Annotated in this window: 13 protein-coding genes; 9 read left to right on the top strand and 4 right to left on the bottom strand. The window is 56.3% G+C overall.

What is annotated here, in order from left to right:
• Positions 1–414 precede the first annotated feature (414 nt).
• From HMPREF2999_RS07670 to HMPREF2999_RS07660, 3 genes are all read left to right on the top strand, one after another.
• Positions 415–1,143 (top strand): DUF6318 family protein, encoded by a 729-nt coding sequence (locus tag HMPREF2999_RS07670; protein ID WP_070676348.1) that lies wholly within the window; start codon positions 415–417, stop codon positions 1,141–1,143.
• A 441-nt stretch (positions 1,144–1,584) separates the two neighbouring features.
• Complete coding sequence (locus tag HMPREF2999_RS07665) at positions 1,585–3,669, top strand: AIPR family protein (RefSeq protein ID WP_049353089.1); 2,085 nt, start codon at positions 1,585–1,587, stop codon at positions 3,667–3,669.
• 238 nt (positions 3,670–3,907) lie between these two features.
• Positions 3,908–4,552 (top strand): DUF6318 family protein, encoded by a 645-nt coding sequence (locus tag HMPREF2999_RS07660; protein WP_070676350.1) that lies wholly within the window; start codon positions 3,908–3,910, stop codon positions 4,550–4,552.
• A 186-nt stretch (positions 4,553–4,738) separates the two neighbouring features.
• Here HMPREF2999_RS07660 and HMPREF2999_RS07655 read toward each other — a convergent pair whose 3' ends face one another.
• On the bottom strand, positions 4,739–5,368 hold the full coding sequence (locus HMPREF2999_RS07655; protein WP_070676352.1) for a DUF3043 domain-containing protein: 630 nt from the start codon (positions 5,366–5,368) through the stop codon (positions 4,739–4,741).
• A 116-nt stretch (positions 5,369–5,484) separates the two neighbouring features.
• Between HMPREF2999_RS07655 and HMPREF2999_RS07650 the strand changes: the two genes are divergently transcribed.
• The 6 genes from HMPREF2999_RS07650 (at position 5,485) to HMPREF2999_RS07625 (ending at position 11,239) form a co-directional block, all read left to right on the top strand.
• The gene (locus HMPREF2999_RS07650) at positions 5,485–6,879 is read left to right on the top strand and encodes a M20/M25/M40 family metallo-hydrolase (protein ID WP_070676354.1); all 1,395 of its coding nucleotides are present in this window, start codon (positions 5,485–5,487) and stop codon (positions 6,877–6,879) included.
• Positions 6,880–7,125: 246 nt separating this feature from the next.
• Positions 7,126–7,479 carry a HesB/IscA family protein gene (locus HMPREF2999_RS07645; protein WP_005506039.1) on the top strand — a complete coding sequence of 118 codons (354 nt, stop codon included), beginning with the start codon at positions 7,126–7,128 and terminating at the stop codon, positions 7,477–7,479.
• 113 nt (positions 7,480–7,592) lie between these two features.
• Complete coding sequence (gene trpD, locus HMPREF2999_RS07640; RefSeq protein ID WP_070676356.1) at positions 7,593–8,663, top strand: anthranilate phosphoribosyltransferase; 1,071 nt, start codon at positions 7,593–7,595, stop codon at positions 8,661–8,663.
• A gap of 509 nt (positions 8,664–9,172) precedes the next feature.
• Entirely contained in the window at positions 9,173–9,622 is a 450-nt protein-coding gene (locus HMPREF2999_RS07635; protein WP_070506293.1) for an NfeD family protein, read from the top strand.
• Between the two features lie 93 nt (positions 9,623–9,715).
• Positions 9,716–10,711: an SPFH domain-containing protein gene (locus HMPREF2999_RS07630; protein ID WP_005506035.1), complete on the top strand. Its 996-nt coding sequence runs from the start codon at positions 9,716–9,718 to the stop codon at positions 10,709–10,711.
• 189 nt (positions 10,712–10,900) lie between these two features.
• Complete coding sequence (locus HMPREF2999_RS07625) at positions 10,901–11,239, top strand: RNA polymerase-binding protein RbpA (protein WP_005506034.1); 339 nt, start codon at positions 10,901–10,903, stop codon at positions 11,237–11,239.
• 218 nt (positions 11,240–11,457) lie between these two features.
• Here the strand turns inward: HMPREF2999_RS07625 and HMPREF2999_RS07620 are convergent, their stop codons facing one another.
• From HMPREF2999_RS07620 to HMPREF2999_RS07610, 3 genes are all read right to left on the bottom strand, one after another.
• Positions 11,458–12,192 carry a polyprenol monophosphomannose synthase gene (locus tag HMPREF2999_RS07620; RefSeq protein WP_070676358.1) on the bottom strand — a complete coding sequence of 245 codons (735 nt, stop codon included), beginning with the start codon at positions 12,190–12,192 and terminating at the stop codon, positions 11,458–11,460.
• Between the two features lie 134 nt (positions 12,193–12,326).
• Complete coding sequence (locus HMPREF2999_RS07615) at positions 12,327–13,505, bottom strand: amidohydrolase (protein ID WP_070676359.1); 1,179 nt, start codon at positions 13,503–13,505, stop codon at positions 12,327–12,329.
• 228 nt (positions 13,506–13,733) lie between these two features.
• Complete coding sequence (locus HMPREF2999_RS07610; protein WP_070676361.1) at positions 13,734–16,811, bottom strand: DEAD/DEAH box helicase; 3,078 nt, start codon at positions 16,809–16,811, stop codon at positions 13,734–13,736.
• Positions 16,812–16,909: the final 98 nt, after the last annotated feature.

The raw sequence follows: 16,909 nt of genomic DNA, 5'->3' as shown, positions 1-16,909 counted from the left end.
CTGACTTGGCGTGTTGACTCTGCGTGTTGAAAGGGGGCACCGTTCTCTACCCGTAGGGGGTGGAGGCGGTGCCCCCTTTTGTGTGCCCACTATTCCGCCGAAAAGCCACATGTGTTTCGAAAAGCCACTAAAGAAGTAGCTTTTCGAAACACATGTGGCTTCTGAGCCCGCGTAGTTATTTGATGCATAAAGCATTGAATTGTTCGAATAGTGGCGATTTGTTGCTATTACACTCATTGCAAAGCAAACGACTGTAAATATGCGGTAGGGTTTTATATGTAGCGTCCCGTGATGCATTGTTGCGTCTGCCGGGTACGCTGTGCGGCTGGGTTCTTCCGGTGGTCAAGTAACGACCATTTTTTACCAGCCTGACAAGTGCATACACACCATCACCGATGATAGGAGCGCACCGTCATGGAGCCTCGTACCTTCCTTTACCGTACCCAAATTCATCGCCGTACCCTGTTGGGTAGCGGCGCACTTGTGGGCATTGGTGCCCTGCTTGCGGCGTGTGGCCAGCAGGCTAATAACGAGGCGGTAGCCACCGCATCTGCCGCGCCGAGCGAATCGGCATCGGCTTCCGCAGCGGCATCTGAATCTCCCTCTGCGAGCGCCACCCCGTCTACTGTTCGTGGCTATTCGGGTGGTTCGAAGGCCCCCGACGGCGAGTATCGCCCTGCCGATAAATACGGTAACGCTCAGAATGTTCCGAAACCTAACGCCCCTGAAGAAGGCTGTAACGAAAAGTCTATTGAAGGTATCCGTAAGACGATGGATGCATGTATTAAATGGGGTAATTATGGCGTGCAGACTGGTGACTATTCAATGGCTCGTCAGTTTATATCACCGACTTTTGAACGTGAACTAAAAGAATACGATCATATTGAAGAACTTTATCGACGTGGAGGTTGGGTAATTGATGGAATAGAAAATATGGTTGCTAATGAACCGCCTTGGTCAGAAGATGGAGAGACATATTTCTGGAAGGTATACCGAGAATGGAATCGTGAGATATATGTTGAATATGATGGTAGCTGGCGTGGATGGAATAACGACGATAAGACCGATGATACGTTTAAATATGAATTTAAACATAACGGAACAAAGTGGGAAATTGTAGGCTACGAAGGTGTGGATGACTAATCATGGAGAAATTTTTGCAGGATTCTGATGTATTGAGCCGCCGTGCAGTGTTGAGTGGCGTTACTTTCTTTGGTGCATCCGCTCTGTTTGCGGCGTGCAGCCAGCAGGCTTCTATCAGGGCAAGCGCTTCGGCTTCGTCGATCGCTGCTAAAAGGTGTACAGGCGGGGCTTCAAGCTCCCCGGCGTGCTGACTCGGCGCACTGAAAGGGGGCACCGTTCTCTACCCGTTGGGGTGGATGTGGTGCTCTCTTTTGCATGCCTACTCAACGTGTAAGGGATGGTTGTGCTGAGATCTGAGGGGAGGAGACCTGAAGCTTTACTTGAGATTCTGTTGACGTTTGGTGTGTTGTGGATTGCACCCTGACCTGGAGCGATAGTACTATCAGAGTGGTGCAGCACCGACGATTGCACCACCACACTACACATTCAAAGGAGATTGAAATGTCAAAAATGCTCATTGATGACATTATAAATCAATTTAGAATTCTTTTTGATAAAGATATAGAACCCGGTGAAGAAGGCGAGAAGGTTTTTGAAAAACTTATTGCCTATTTGATGACCTGTAAATATGCCTCAGATTATAATTTTGATATACAAGATATTTGCTCTGGTCAAAGTAAAGGCACCCCAGGGAGTGAAAGGTCAATTGATTCAGCGGCTGTAATTATTGATGGGATCGTTGTTCCTAACGTTGAGTATCTTGAAGAAAAATATAAAGATTTTGGCAATATGATGGAAGTGTCATACGTTTTTACACAGTCAAAATACTCTGATAAATATTCGGATATCTTGGGGAATCACAGCAAGTTTATTTCTGGGGTATGTTCAATTCTGGAATCTGAAAAACTTCCAGAGGGAGTAACCCCTTCACTTCGTAATTTTGCTGAAATTAAGAACGTTATAGAAAGTGGAAAGATAAATATAGATGGAAAGGTGAAAAAATTACCCTTTGGAAAGAACATTAATGTATATACCTGCTATGCAGTTGCTGCAAGTGAAAAAAATAAAAATGATAGCCTAGAGGGGGCAAAGGAGCAGATTGCGCAGAATATTAGAAACCTTGAAAAAGTGGGAGAATATTCTGTGCATGATACCCTATTTGCTGGTAGTGAAACAATTCGCAGTATTTATGAGGATATTTTTATTGGATCTACGGCAGAGTTTTACAAGGGTACGCTGAAGTCCTTTGAGGAAAGTAATAATATATCAAGGCACGGTATTAATAAAATATATACAGGATACCTATCTCTTGGGGAATACCTGAATATAATTCATGACGAATCTGGGAATCTTAAAGGTGGGATTTTCAGTGAAAATGTTCGAGGGTATCTAGATACTGCAAATATTAATAAATCAATTAAAGACTCTCTTCGTAATGGAAGGAATCAAGGCAATACGAAAACGGAGGAAGATCGAAGGATTGGTCGAGATCTTTTCTTCGCAATGAATAACGGAATTACGATTATTGCTAAAAATCTCGAGGAGCCCAAGGGCTCGGCCACCCTCATGCGTATTAGGGGCTATCAGATTGTCAATGGGTGTCAGACGAGTCACATACTTCATGAATATTACACGGAATTAAAAAATAAGTTAAAAGATTTGCAAAAAAAAGTTCCTATAGAATATCTTGACAAGGATGAGACAGGTATTATGAAGAGTATCTATAAGGCTATGAAGTCGGGAGAAAATCTCGGTGAAGATTGGATAGAGAATCTTACTTCAAATATTGAAAACCTTAAAGAGCATCAAGCATTTATTAAAGATGTGGAGTCTTCTATTTGCATTCCAATTAGAATAATTCACACGCAAAATGATGATGTTATTGATATGATTATTTCATCTACTAACACTCAAAATCCCGTCAATGACTTGGTTCTTTCCTCGCGCTCTTCATTTAATAAAGAGCTGGAATATTATTTTAAAAACAAAAACCAAGGGGTTTTGGTCTACGAAAGAAGGAAGAATCAATATCTCAATTCAATTGGATCTTTTAAGCATAAAATCGGTGTCGTTGAGTTAATGAAATCGTTTGCAAGCATCTATCTCAACCGTCCCCATGATAGTGCTCGATACTATGGGAAGCTCAGCAAGCTAGCAACGCGCGACAATCCGGGTATATTTTCCGAGATCCATAACTGTGAGTCTTACTATCTCGCTGCACGAATTTATGTTGATTTGGATGATTGGCTGAGGAATCAAAAGATTCTCACTGAGTATAAGCGCAATCGATGGCATCTTATGTATGCGGTATCTAGAATAATCCAACGGGATTTGTATTCGAAGAAAAATATTTCTATTCTGGATGATGTTACTAATCATGGTAACCTGCGGAAGATGAAAAATCTTCTCGAGGTGTATCTTAAAGAGTTTGAAAATGGATTCACGGACCTTGAAGAAGTTTTTTGTGAATCAAAAGATGTTATTGATGAGGCAATTGAAACCATTCATAATGCCGGAGTCGAGCGAAATGAAATAAATAAGAGTCCGGATTTTGCTAAGCAGATTGATGCAATTTTGGCAAGATAGAATTGCTACAATATATGGCGTACCTCGAAACTGTTGAAGATTCGGGGTACGCCATATATTTATATCCGATATATGGTAGAAAATAATACTTATTTTTAGTGTCTTGATGTCTAAGAAGAAGTAACTTAAAACTTGAGAAATCAATGTTAGGCTCCCAGTGCGCGCTCGCGCATAATGGAGATAAGCGGGAGACCATGCACTACAGCGATGTGCACTACAACGATGTGGAGGACCAACCATGAACCCCAACATGCTGAACCGCCGCTCAATGCTGACCGGAGGCACCCTCATCAGCCTCAGCACCCTACTCGCCGCCTGCGTGCCGCACGACATCACAACTGCAGGAGACGGATCCACAGCCTCCGGCAGGGCCGCCACCAACAGCAGCTCAAGCAACAGCGCCGGTAACGGTGAATACCGCAAAGCAGACGCCAAAGGCCCCGCCCAGAACGTCCCCAAACCCAACGCCCCCGAAAACGGATACCGCGCAAAGACCCCCGACGGCATCCTCAAAACCATGGACGCCTGGAACCAATGGATCAACTACGGCGTCCAAACCGGCGACTACAGCAAAGCCCGCGAATTCCTCTCCTCATCAAACGACGGAGAACTCAAAATCTACCGGGAAATAGAAGCGCTCTACCAGCGCGGCGGATGGGTCATCGACGGCATCGAACACTTCGAACCCGAAGGCATACCCCGGAGCGACGACCATCAAACCTACTACCTGAAAACCAACCACAAATGGGACAAACACACCGAGGTAGAACCCGACGGCCGCCAAGAAACCTGGAGCAGCGACAAGGAAGAAGAAATCTACACCTTCGCCCTTGAACACCGCGACGGCAAATGGCAGATCCTCTACTCCCGAATCGAAGCCTAACAGTACCGGCGTCTAACCGCGACATATACGTCCAGAAGCCACATGTGTTTCGAAAAGCCACCAAAGAAGTAGCTTCTCGAAACACATGTGGCTTCTCACGTAAGAGAGTCGCGTAAGAACATAAAAATAGGGGAGAGGCCTGAACCTTCAGGACCTCTCCCCAAGCACCTATAAGGCACTAACGACTTAGTGCGGGTACTCGCCGTACTTCACCATCGGAACCGGGCGGCGCATACGACGAGGAACCATCACACGGTTATACGTGTACATGCCGGAGCGAGGCTCCATCTCACCGAACTTCGCAATTACCTTCTTCTTCAGGCCACGCCACAAAAGCCAGGAATCACCAATCCACAGCAGCAGCAGACCCCAAAGGACGTACGTAGTAATACGCTGGAAACCCTCCGCAGCCTCAGCAGAACCAAAGAAACCGGGGATGAACAGGGTAAAAATAAAGAACGCCAGCATGACAAACAACATGACGTCACCAATATTACGGCGGGCATCAATGTAATCACGGATATAACGGCGCTGCGAACCACGGTCCACGGCGGGCAGGTAACGCTGATCGCCACCCATCAACGCATCATTCTGACGCTCACGAGCCTTCGCCATCGCCTCACGTTCACGCGCCTTCGCCTCCTTACGGTCATTAACAACCAGAGGCTGACGACGAGCCGCCTGTTGCTCCTTACGCGAAGGAGTAGGACGGCCCTTCTTCGGGGTGAACTTCGGATTAACCGGAGCCTGAGGCTCCTCTACAACCTGCGGCTGAACAGCTTCCGCTTCAGCCTTCTCTTTCTTACGACCAAACACCCTCCCATCATACCCGAACGGCACACACCAAACCCGCCCCCCACAAGCGCACACCAGCAACTGAAACAACCCCAACCACCCGGCGGCGGCGGGTAAGGTGGGGGTAAGGTAGAAACATGACTACTGAATTCACCCACCACAGCGCCCTACGCGACGCCGTCACCAAAAACTTCGAAGCAACCCTGCAGACCCTCACCGAGCTCGTCGCCATCCCCTCCATCGCCTGGGAATCGCACGACCTCACCCAGGTAGACCGCAGCGCTGAGGCAGTCGCCGCGCTCGCAACCAAGGCAGGCTTCAACAACGTACGCATCGAACGCGCCACCTACACCACCGCCGACGGCACCGAAAAGCAGGGCATGCCCGCCGTCATCGCCTCCCGCCCCGCCGCAGAAGGCTACCCGACCATCCTGCTCTACGCCCACCACGACGTACAGCCCGCCGGCAACCTCGACCTGTGGGACACCGAACCCTTCGTCGCAACCCGCAAGGGCGACCGCCTCTACGGCCGCGGCGCAGCAGACGACAAGGCAGGCATCCTCGTGCACCTCGCCGCGCTCGCAGCCCTCAACGAAACTCTCGGCGAGGACTTCAAGCTTGGCGTGAAGCTCTTCATTGAGGGCGAAGAAGAAGCAGGCTCGCCCTCCTTCGTCTCCTTCCTCAACACCTACCGTGAGGAACTGTCCGCCGACTACATCGTGGTCGCAGACTCCGCCAACTGGCGCGCCGGCGTACCCGCACTCACCACCAGCCTGCGCGGCGTCGCATCCGGCGACATCGAAGTACGCGTCGGCAGCCACGCCATCCACTCCGGCATGTTCGGCGGCCCCATGCTCGACGCACACACCCTCATGGCACAGCTCCTCGCAACCCTGCACGACGCCACCGGCGCCGTAGCCGTCGAAGGCCTACACCGAGCCCCCGAACCCGAACTCGAATACGCCGAAGCAGACTTCCGCAACGACTCCGGAATCCTCGACTCCGTACCCCTCGCAGGCACCGGAACCGTCGCCTCCCGCCTGTGGACCCAGCCGGCCATCTCCGTCATCGGCATGGACATCCCCTCCATCGCAACCTCCTCTAATACCCTCGCCGTCGTATCCCGCGCACGCATCAGCACCCGCCTAGCACCCGGCGACAACCCCGAAAACGCACACCGCGCACTCGCCGAACACATCAAGGCACACGCACCCCACGGCGCACAGGCGAACTACACCGCCGTTGACTCCGGCATGCCCTTCGCCACCGAAGTCGACGCAGACGGCGCACAGACCGCACTCGACGCAATGCGCGCCGCCTGGGACGTCGAACCCGTACAGACCGGCATGGGCGGCTCCATCCCGTTCATCTCCGACCTGAAGGACCTCTTCCCGCAGGCACAGATCCTCGTCACCGGCGTAGAAGACCCCGATACCCGCGCACACAGCGCCAACGAGTCCCTCTACATCCCGGACTTCAAGAACGCAATCCTCGCGGAGGCGCTGCTTCTGAGCGCACTCGGTACCCGCTAAACGCGCTCGCTAGGAACATCCACAAAAAGTGGGGGAGAAGGGTCGCAAACCCCAACCCCCACTTTTTCGGTATCCTAGAAGCAGAATTACATGTCAAGCCCCCACACCAAAACTCACGCCCCCGGCGAACTATGCACACCCTAGGTTGTGCTCAGCTCTCCCCGGCGCGTATCGTGAAGGCTAAAACGCCCACACGCACCCACACGCGGCGCACACGGGCAACCACCAAACAAAAGGACAACACCAATGAGTGAAACCACCACCGAACTGCCGACCCACGGCGTCAACCTCACCGAAGTAGCACAGACCAAGGTCCGCACCCTCCTCGAACAGGAAGGCCGCACCGACCTGCGCCTGCGCATCGCCGTCCAGCCCGGCGGCTGCTCCGGCCTCATCTACCAGCTCTACTTCGACGAGCGCGTCCTCGACGGCGACGCAGTCCGCAACTTCGACGGCGTAGAAGTCATCGTCGACAAGATGAGCGCACCCTACCTCGACGGCTCCACCATCGACTTCGAAGACACCATCGAAAAGCAGGGCTTCTCCATCGACAACCCCAACGCAGCAGGCTCCTGCGCATGCGGTGACTCCTTCCACTAAACCGAAGGCACCCCAGCGCTAAGCACCCCACGGTGCAACACGCCTCACAAACCCCCGTCTCGCATACTGCACCCAACCATGCAGATACGCGGCGGGGGTTTTACACTTAACACATGACTACGCACGAAATCACCTGGAAATACATCCTCAACCAGCTCGTCAAACACCAAAACCTCACCGACACCGAAGTCGCCTGGGCAATGGACCACATCATGACCGGCCAAACCGAACAGCCGATCCTCGCATCCTTCCTCACCGCCCTCCACTCCAAAGGCGAAACCCCCGAAGAACTCGGCGCACTCGCAGCCGGTATGATCGCCAAAGCCGAAACCGTCGACATCAACCCCCATGCCGTAGACATCGTCGGCACCGGCGGCGACCAGCAAAACACCGTCAACATCTCCACCATGGCAGCCCTCGTCATCGCAGGAACCGGCGCCACCGTCGTCAAACACGGCAACCGCGCCTCCACCTCCAAATCCGGCTCCGCAGACGTCCTCGAAGCCCTCGGAATCCGCCTCGACATGCCCATTCCCGCAGTCGCCGAATGCGCTCGCGAGACCGGCATCACGTTCCTGTTTGCGATGACCTTCCACCCGGCAATGCGCCACGTGGGCCCGACCCGCCGCCTGCTGGGCATTCCGACCGCGTTCAACTACCTGGGCCCCATGACCAACCCGGCTCGCGTGAAGTCCTCGGCTATCGGCGTTGCTAACCCGGTCATGGCTGAGAAGATGGCTCACGTCTTCGCGGAGCGCGGCGATCACGCCCTGATTTTCCGCGGTGATGACGGCCTGGACGAGCTGACCATCGCCACCACCAGCCGCCTGTGGGAGGCTGTCGACGGCGAGCTGACCGAGTATCGTTTTGACCCGACCGAGTACGGTCTGCAGAACGCACCGTTGGAGCAGCTGCGCGGCGGCGACGCCGAGTACAACGCGGGCGTTTTCCGTGCAATTTTGGCGGGGGAGGGCGAGGCCCCGAAGAGCCCGCTGCGCGCCATTCACGACGCTGTGCTGATGAACGCTGCCGCTGGCCTGGTCGCGTACCGCCCGACTAACGGCGAAAGCTTTGAGGCTCGCTTCACGCAGGCTTTGGCTGATGCCCGCGAATCTATTGCATCCGGTGCAGCAGAGCGTGTGCTCAACGCCTGGGTAGAGTTCAGCTCCAGGCACGCAGAATAAAGAAGCCTAGTAGCTGATGATAGGCACCCGAGATGGGGCGCACCGAATGGTGTGAGCTCGTCTCGGGTGTTTGTCGTTTAACGGGAGGCGTTGAGGAATCCGAGGTTCGGAGCATGTGAGCGTACGGCTAGCTGAGGCGCGCGGAGCTCAGAGCCACGAATGGAACAGCGCAGTCGCACCGGTTGCATTATGAGGAGCCTAGGTTTGGCCTGTGCCAACTAGAGCGTAGAAAGCATCGGTGGGCAGCCGGTGGGGTAGTGAAAAATAGGTCTACTTTACATAATGTATATTATCGGCTTTTTAGGGAGGTCTAGAATGAACCCAAGATTCCCCGTGTCTAAATAAAGTCTTAACAGTTCATGTATTAACCTCACCCGGTCACCAGAACTGTCGCCAGCACTCAATCCACCTGAAATAATGGATATACCCCGCATCACGAAGGTGCTGTCGCCTCGTGTGCAGATTCAACATCAACCACGCCGGTTGATGTACACCAAAGGAGAAAACTCGTGGATTGGCTCTTTGAGACACCCTGGACACTCTGGGTTGCACTCGCCCTCGTTTTCGCCGTCATAGAAATGCTCAGCCTCGACCTGTTCTTTCTCATGCTGGCGATTAGCGCAGGCATCACCGCAGCAATATCGCCCTTCGTGGATAATATGCTGATTCGAACCGTTATTTTCGTGGTGATCTGCCTGATTTTGGTTCTTGGCCTGCGCCCGCCGCTGCTGAAAAAGCTCAATAAATCAGCCACCGGAGCTGTCACTAATGCTGAAGCACTCGTTGGTACTGAGGTGCGCGTCACTCAAGATGTGACTAGTGAAACCGGTTTGGTTGTACTAGCTGGCGACACCTGGACGGCACGCACCGCCTCCGGAACGCTCGTAGCAGGATCACACGCGAGGGTACGAGCCATTGAGGGTGCTACCGCAATCGTAGAGCCTCTCCCCCATGACTAAGACCAACAAACTAAGACCCATCTGAATACCGGCTCCAAATGCCAATTCAGATGCCCTAGAACACACCATATAACTCACCGATAAGGAGAAACAATGCCTATCAGCCTTATTCTGACGGTTCTACTCATCCTCTTCGTGCTGACGATGCTCGCAAAGACCGTGCGCGTCATCCCGCAGGGACGAGCCGGCATCGTCGAACGACTGGGTAAATTCCACGCCGTTCTCAACCCCGGCCTGCACATCGTCATCCCTGTAGTTGACCGCGTGCTGCCCCTCATCGATCTGCGTGAACAGGTCGTTTCCTTCCCCTCGCAGTCCGTGATTACCGAAGATAACCTCGTGGTCGGCATCGACACCGTCGTGTACTTCCAGGTCACCGACCCGCGCTCGGCAACCTACGAAATTACCAACTACATTCGTGCCGTGGACGAGCTGACCAGCGCAACCCTGCGTAACGTCGTCGGTGGCCTGAACTTGGAGCAGACCCTCACCTCCCGCGACCAAATCAACGCTGAACTGCGAGGCGTACTCGACTCCACCACCGGCCGCTGGGGTCTGCGCGTCTCCCGCGTGGACATCAAGGAAATCCAGCCCCCGGTGTCCATCCAGGACTCCATGGAGAAGCAGATGCGTGCAGAGCGTGACCGTCGCGCCGCAATCCTCACCGCAGAAGGCCAGAAGCAGTCCGACATTCTGACTGCAGAAGGTGAATCCCGCGCCGCAATCCTGCGTGCAGAGGGTGAAAAGCAGGCGCAAATCCTTCGTGCAGAAGGTGACGCACAGTCCGCAATCCTGCGCGCAAACGGTGAAGCCGAAGCCGTGCAGAAGGTCTTCGCAGCAATCCACGAATCCAACCCCAGCCAGCAGCTGCTCACCTACCAGTACCTGCAGACCCTGCCCAAGCTCGCCGAAGGCGACGCCAACAAGCTCTGGTTCATCCCGACCGAACTCGGCGATGCACTGCGCGGCCTGGGCAACGCATTCGGCACCCTGCCCGCATCCGACCTGGCAGACGCACCGAAGAAGCCCGCAGCAGAGGCACCCAAGAGCGCACCGCAGGCACCCGGAAGCTACGGCATCAACGGCTAAACGCGAAATCTAACGCATAAAAAGGCGTGAATCACCAAAAATCACGCCGAATAAACACCATCACGTTGGGCGGGCGGAGACTATTACCGATATAATGGATGTTTTGTAAACGTTCGAGGGAATAGCTCTCCCCCGCCCAACGTTATGCCTAAAGCGCCGAAGAGCGCACCCGACGACACTGGAGGAAAAATGAGCGATCGTAGCCTGCGCGGTATGCGCCTGGGTTCCCAGTCGATGGAAACCGAATCGAACGTACAGCCCGCGCCCCGCCAGCGCGTCGAATACCGTACCGCTGACGGTGACCGCGTTTTCGTGACCTTCGCGGCAGAAGCAGAAATCCCCTCGGTATGGACCGCAAAGTCCGGCAAGGAAGCATACCTCGTCAACGGCGACTCCACCGCAGACGCCGAAGAAGAGAAGCCCGCACGTACCCACTGGGACATGCTCATGGAACGCCGTAGCATCGAAGAGCTGGAAAAGACCCTGGAAGACCGCCTGGAATACTACCGCAAGCACTACGCGCTCTAAAAGCACCGTAGACATGCCGTAGAAACGCTGTAGAAGCCCGCTAAGAGCCACCCGTGCTCTGAGGCGGGCTTTCTTGTTTTGGTAGGGGCTTCCCGTCGGCACGTGAGCCAGGATAGAGCGCTACAGAAAGTGAAAGGACCGGGGGCGGATACATAATGTATCCGCCCCCGGTCCTTTCGTATAAACCTCAGGTGCGAGAAGCGTCTGAGTAAGAAGTCTTACTTGCCCAGAGCCTTCTTCAGCTTCTGAACGCGGTTAGTCATGCCCCAGCGAGTCACCTTAGACATGGAGTCAAAGATAATGTTGCCGTCCATCTTCGAAGCGCCAATCTCACGCTCAACGAAAGTAATCGGAACCTCAACAATATTCAGGCCAGCCTGCTCAGAACGCCATGCCAAATCCACCTGGAACACGTAGCCCTTAGAGTCAATACCGTCCAGGTTCAGACGCTGCAGAGCCTCACGACGGTACGCGCGGAAACCAGCGGTAATGTCCTTAATGGAGGTACCCAGAATCAGGCGGGTGTACAGGTTAGCGCCGCGAGAGAGAATCTGACGGTGAGCCGGCCAGTTCTTGGTCTTGCCGCCGGGAACGTAACGCGAACCAATAGCCAGGTCAGCGCCCGCCTCCACGGCACGAACCAGAGAAGGAAGCTGCTCAGGCTGGTGCGAGCAGTCAGCATCCATCTCAATCAGAATGTCGTAGCCTGCCTCAAGGCCCCAATCGAAGCCAGCGAGGTACGCGCCACCCAGGCCGTCCTTAACGGTGCGGTGCAGAACGTGAATCTGGGAATCCTTAGCCGACAGCTCATCAGCAATCTGGCCGGTGCCGTCGGGGCTGTTATCATCCACCACGAGAATGTCCACCTCGGGAGCTGCCTTACGAAGACGCTCTACCACGATGGGTAGGTTCTCCTTCTCGTTATACGTCGGGATGACAGTTAGAACGCGCATATTACTCCCCCACAGGTGCATATAAAACAGGCAGTGTAGGTATCCAGTATACCGGGTAAACATGCGGGTAACTGAATCCTCGGGGGCTTCCACTGCCCCTAAACCGCCTAAAAAGGTGTCGACAAGCTAAAAAATTAGTTACTTTCAGTGTAAATAGATTCCAGGATGGGCAGAGGCGAATCCTCATCCAGCACCGGAAGCAACGGAATGCGAGCGCGGGGGTCGGTGCTCCACGATGCGACGCGGGAGTCGGGTGCTTGGACCATGAGGGCTTCTACGCGCCACTGTGCTACGAATGCGGGGGTGTCGGGTGCGAACTGGCCGGTGAAGGGGTTTTCTTCGTGGGCTAGGCGGTATACGCCGCGGGTGAGGGCGGCGAAGGCGCTGCGTGCGGAGATGCCGTATTCGTCGTTGACGAGTTCGCGGATGAGGGACCAGGCGCCGGGTGCGTACAGCTGAGCATCAGAGCCCAGCGCGATGGAGGTGCCGGCTGCGTTTGCGCGGCGGGCTACGGATGCCACAGATTCGCGTGCTTCTCCCCCGGCGTGTGCGAGGAGTGCTTGGACGGTGTCGTTGGCGGTTTCGTCTTCTTCGGGTTCGCAGACGCTCAGGCCCAGGTTGATGCGTGCTTCTGCCAGCTGGGTGAGGTGTTCGTCGGTGATGGGGTCCTGCGGGGTGCTGATTGCTGCGTCGAGGCGGATGGAGAGCCAGGGGCGGCTCTCGCGTACGGCGAGCGCGGCGTCGGCTGCGTCGGCAAAGCTGGTGGATGCGTCGATGGAGAGCAGGAGTGCGGCGTCTTCGGCGACCTGTGCTGCTGCGGACGCTTCGGTGGGTGTGACAAAGATGCCGACTAGCTGCAGGCCCTTGATGGCGCGTTCGCCTTCGGTGAGGGGGCGTAGTGCCTTGATGGCGCTGATGAGTTCGTCAGTTTCTACGCCGGTGGCGTTGAGGATGAGGCGGATGTCGGGTACGCCGTGTTCGGCGCTGTAGTAGCTGAGTGCGGAGACGAGGTCGGGTACGTCTTCCATGCCGGCGAGTAGGGTGTGGGTGTGGTAGCCGGCTGCGCGGTATGCCTGCAGGTAGTCGAGGATTTCGGGTGCTTCTTTGCCTGCTACCGGTGCTAGTGCGCGCGCAAAGGCGGGGGTTAGCAGGGCGCCGTCGAGTTCGGTGATGGTGGCTGATTCGTCGGCAATTGAACGCGCCCCGGAGTCGGAACCAACCCAGCGGACGAAGCCGTCTTCGACGAGCATTGCGGTTGCGTACGGGTCGACCGGGCTGTACACGCTACCATCTACGAAAATACGGGTAGACATTAGATTCCTTTCACCTTTGAGGCGCGCCGAAAGCGCACACGGGGCGGGCACTTCAATTGTGCTCGCGTAGCTTAGCTGAGCGTCTCATTTGAGTATAGAAGCACCCCCGCTGCCTGTGGTAGTTCGTTCGTCCTTAGATGAGGCGGAACTTAGATGATGCAGAACAATGCACAGTAGCGGGGGTGGTAGTTCGAACCGGTCGAGCAGGGTGTAGCACTAAGGTGCGGGTTAGACGTCCAGTGCGACTACGCCGCGGCGTACCGCCTCGATTGCTTCTTCACAGCGGGCGCGGATGACCGGGTCCAGTGAGCGGATGTGCGCGATCTGGTCCAGAGCGTCCAGTACCTGCTTTGCCCAGCGTACGAAGTCGCCGGCGGCAAGGCCGGTGTCCTCGATTGCCTTTGCGAGGTGTGCGCCGTTTGCCCAGGCGTACATGGGTTCGACCAGGCCGAAGTCGCATGCCGGGGTCGGGTTGACCTTGAACTGTTCCTCGGCTGCGTTCAGGTCGGCGAGGCGCTGCGTAATCGTCGCGATGGGTGCGCGCAGGGACGGGTGCGGGTAGTGAGCCAGGTATTCCACGGCGTCGCGCTTGCCCTGGTAGGTCAGTGCGGCGACGGTTGCCGCGATGGCGGCGGGTTCCAGTCCGTCGAGGAAGTGCGCATCCAGGCACAGGGCGGTCAGTAGATCGCGCTCGCCGTAGATGCGGCGTAGCGCCTGTCCGCCGGTGGTGAGCGACAGTTCGCCGTCCTCGGTGCGTTCGACGTAGCCGTAGCTCTCCAGCAGACGCGCAATGCGGTTGAAGACCTGAGCGATCGTGTTGGTACGGCGGGCAATCTGACGGCGCAACCCTTCGGTCTCGGAGTTGAGCTTCTGCCAGCGCTCAGCCCAACGCATGTGGTTCGCGCGGTCGGAGCAGCCGTGGCACGGGTGGTTACGCAGCTGAGCCTGCAGAGCCTCCAGCTGCGCGTCAATGCTGTTCTGACGAGCCGGGATGTTCTGCTGTGCGAGCGCACGCGGGGCGCGGCCGTCGTAGAGTGCCTGGCGCATGCGGCTTGCGGTGTCGCGGCGTTCCTTGGCGGTTTTGAGGCTTAGGCGCTTGGGGATTTTGATGCGTGAGACCGGTTCGACGGCGCCTTCGAAATCGCGGGTTGAGGCGGTGCGCTGGTGCGCGTCCTCGGTGACGATGCCGATGCGCGGGTCGGCGTGCGAATCGGAGCGGGTGATGACGACTGCGTAGCCGCGGGAGCGGCCGTGCGGAATGTAGATGATGTCGCCGGGCAGTAGCTGCTGGATGCTGTGGTGTGCTTGTGCGCGTGCGTGGCGTTCGTTGCTCTTGGATGCCTTCTTTTCCAGTTCGGTGATCTGGCGGCTGAGCTGGACGTATTCGGTGAAGTCGCCCAGGTGGCATGCCATTGCTTCGCGGTAGCCTTCTAGGGCGCTTTCGTTTTTGCGTACGCGGGAGGCGACGCCGACGACCGATTTGTCTGCCTGGAACTGTGCGAAGGAGGATTCCAGGATTTTGCGGGTGCGTTCGGCGCCGTAGGAGGCGATGAGGTTTGCCGCCATGTTGTAGGTGGGGCGGAATGAGGAGTTCAGCGGGTAGGTGCGGGTTGAGGCGAGGGTTGCCACGTGTTCCGGGGACATGCCGGGGCGCCACATGACGACGGCGTGGCCTTCGATGTCGATGCCGCGGCGGCCTGCGCGTCCGGTCAGCTGGGTGTACTCGCCGGGGGTGATGTCTACGTGGGATTCGCCGTTGTATTTGGTGAGCTTTTCCAGGATGACGGTGCGTGCGGGCATGTTGATGCCCAGTGCGAGGGTTTCGGTGGCGAAGACCAGCTTGATCAGGCCCTGGGCGAAGAGGGTTTCGACGACCTCCTTGAACAGGGGCAGTAGGCCGGCGTGGTGTGCGGCGATACCGCGAATCAGTCCGTCACGCCATTCGTAGTAGCCGAGGGTGTTCAGGTCGCGGGTGTCCAGGTGAGCGGTCGCTTCCGCAATGTAGGCGCGGATGGTCTGCTGCTGTTCGGGGGTGGTCAGCGTAATATCGGCGGATACGCAGTGGCTGACCGCGCCGTCGCAACCGGCACGGGAGAAGATAAAGCAGATTGCGGGCAGCAGACCCTGCTTGTCGAGGGCGCGCACCATCTCCGGGCGGGTGATACGCTGCGGACGCAGAGGCTTCTGCTCACCGCGCGCATCAAAGTCCCGGTCGTTACTGAAACGATCATTGCTGAAACGGTCACGACGGTCCGAGCGGCCGCGCTCGCCGCTGCTGAACGTCTCATTCAGCCAGCCTTCACGGCGGTGACGGAAACGTTCACGCTTGCCGCCGTAACGGCCACGGCCCGGTGCGGAACGGAAGCCGGGGCGTAGCGCCTTCAGCTGCGGGTTCAGGCGCAGACCGGCAAGCAGAGGGTTGGCGCCCGCCTCCACGGTTGCGCCGCGCTGCTTAGCTTTCTGTGCCTTCTTCGCCTGCTTGCGGGAGAGCTTCTCCTCCGGCTCCTGGTTCTTGCCCTGGGTGTGGTTCTTGCCCTGCGCGGAGTTGTCTTCGGGTACGAACAGGTCCACCACGCGGTGACCGACCATCATGTGCTGCCACAGGGGCACCGGGCGGTGCTCGGAAACGATAATGTCCGTGCCGCCGCGCACCGTATCCAGCCACGCGCCGAACTCCTCAACGTTCGACACCGTAGCAGACAGAGAAATGACGTTCACGTGCTCGGGAAGGTGAATAATCGCCTCTTCCCACACCGCGCCACGGAAACGGTCCGCCAGGTAGTGCACCTCATCCATCACCACATAGCCCAGGCCGGTCAGCGTGGTCGAGTTGGCGTAGAGCATGTTGCGCAGCACCTCGGTGGTCATCACGACCACGGGTGCTTCCGTGTTAATGCTCGTATCGCCGGTGAGCAGACCCACGTAATCCTCACCGTACGCGCGCACAAAGTCGTGGTACTTCTGGTTGCTCAGCGCCTTAATGGGGGTCGTGTAGAACGCCTTCATGCCGCGGCGCAACGCCAGGTAGATACCGAACTCACCCACAATGGTCTTACCGGCACCCGTAGGCGCGGCAACGAGGACGGAGCGGTCCGCCTCCACGGCGGCACACGCCTGACGCTGAAAATCATCCAGCGGAAAATCAAGGGACGCCTCAAAAGCCCCGAGGGCGGTCTTCGCGTAGGCGGCGCGCTCTCGGGATGCGGCGTAGGCGGCAGCGTAGTCGGTGCGCTCCGCCGGGGTCTGTGCGTTAGAAGAGTTAGAAGTATGTGCGTCAGAAGTGTGCTGTGCGTGGTGCTTGCTCATAGTATGTCCAGTGTAACGGTTCACCCGCCGCAAGCCTTCAGAAAGCATCCTGCACGGGCACTAATCCGGTATGGGCGAACAGCGAGCGCATCAGCTGC

The organism is Rothia sp. HMSC066H02, from assembly GCF_001814995.1.
GTDB lineage: Bacteria > Actinomycetota > Actinomycetes > Actinomycetales > Micrococcaceae > Rothia > Rothia mucilaginosa.
The sequence above is the reverse complement of the archived record's forward strand: the minus strand, read 5'-3'. Positions and strand labels throughout refer to the sequence as shown.

Bases quoted from the DNA above. Each gene is read 5' to 3' on its own strand.
- HMPREF2999_RS07670 (WP_070676348.1), top strand. From the start codon at position 415: ATGGAGCCTCGTACCTTCCTTTACCGTACCCAAATTCATCGCCGTACC.
- HMPREF2999_RS07665 (WP_049353089.1), top strand. From the start codon at position 1,585: ATGTCAAAAATGCTCATTGATGACATTATAAATCAATTTAGAATTCTT.
- HMPREF2999_RS07660 (WP_070676350.1), top strand. From the start codon at position 3,908: ATGAACCCCAACATGCTGAACCGCCGCTCAATGCTGACCGGAGGCACC.
- HMPREF2999_RS07650 (WP_070676354.1), top strand. From the start codon at position 5,485: ATGACTACTGAATTCACCCACCACAGCGCCCTACGCGACGCCGTCACC.
- HMPREF2999_RS07645 (WP_005506039.1), top strand. From the start codon at position 7,126: ATGAGTGAAACCACCACCGAACTGCCGACCCACGGCGTCAACCTCACC.
- trpD (WP_070676356.1), top strand. From the start codon at position 7,593: ATGACTACGCACGAAATCACCTGGAAATACATCCTCAACCAGCTCGTC.
- HMPREF2999_RS07630 (WP_005506035.1), top strand. From the start codon at position 9,716: ATGCCTATCAGCCTTATTCTGACGGTTCTACTCATCCTCTTCGTGCTG.
- HMPREF2999_RS07625 (WP_005506034.1), top strand. From the start codon at position 10,901: ATGAGCGATCGTAGCCTGCGCGGTATGCGCCTGGGTTCCCAGTCGATG.
- HMPREF2999_RS07620 (WP_070676358.1), bottom strand. From the start codon at position 12,192: ATGCGCGTTCTAACTGTCATCCCGACGTATAACGAGAAGGAGAACCTA.
- HMPREF2999_RS07615 (WP_070676359.1), bottom strand. From the start codon at position 13,505: ATGTCTACCCGTATTTTCGTAGATGGTAGCGTGTACAGCCCGGTCGAC.
- HMPREF2999_RS07610 (WP_070676361.1), bottom strand. From the start codon at position 16,811: ATGAGCAAGCACCACGCACAGCACACTTCTGACGCACATACTTCTAAC.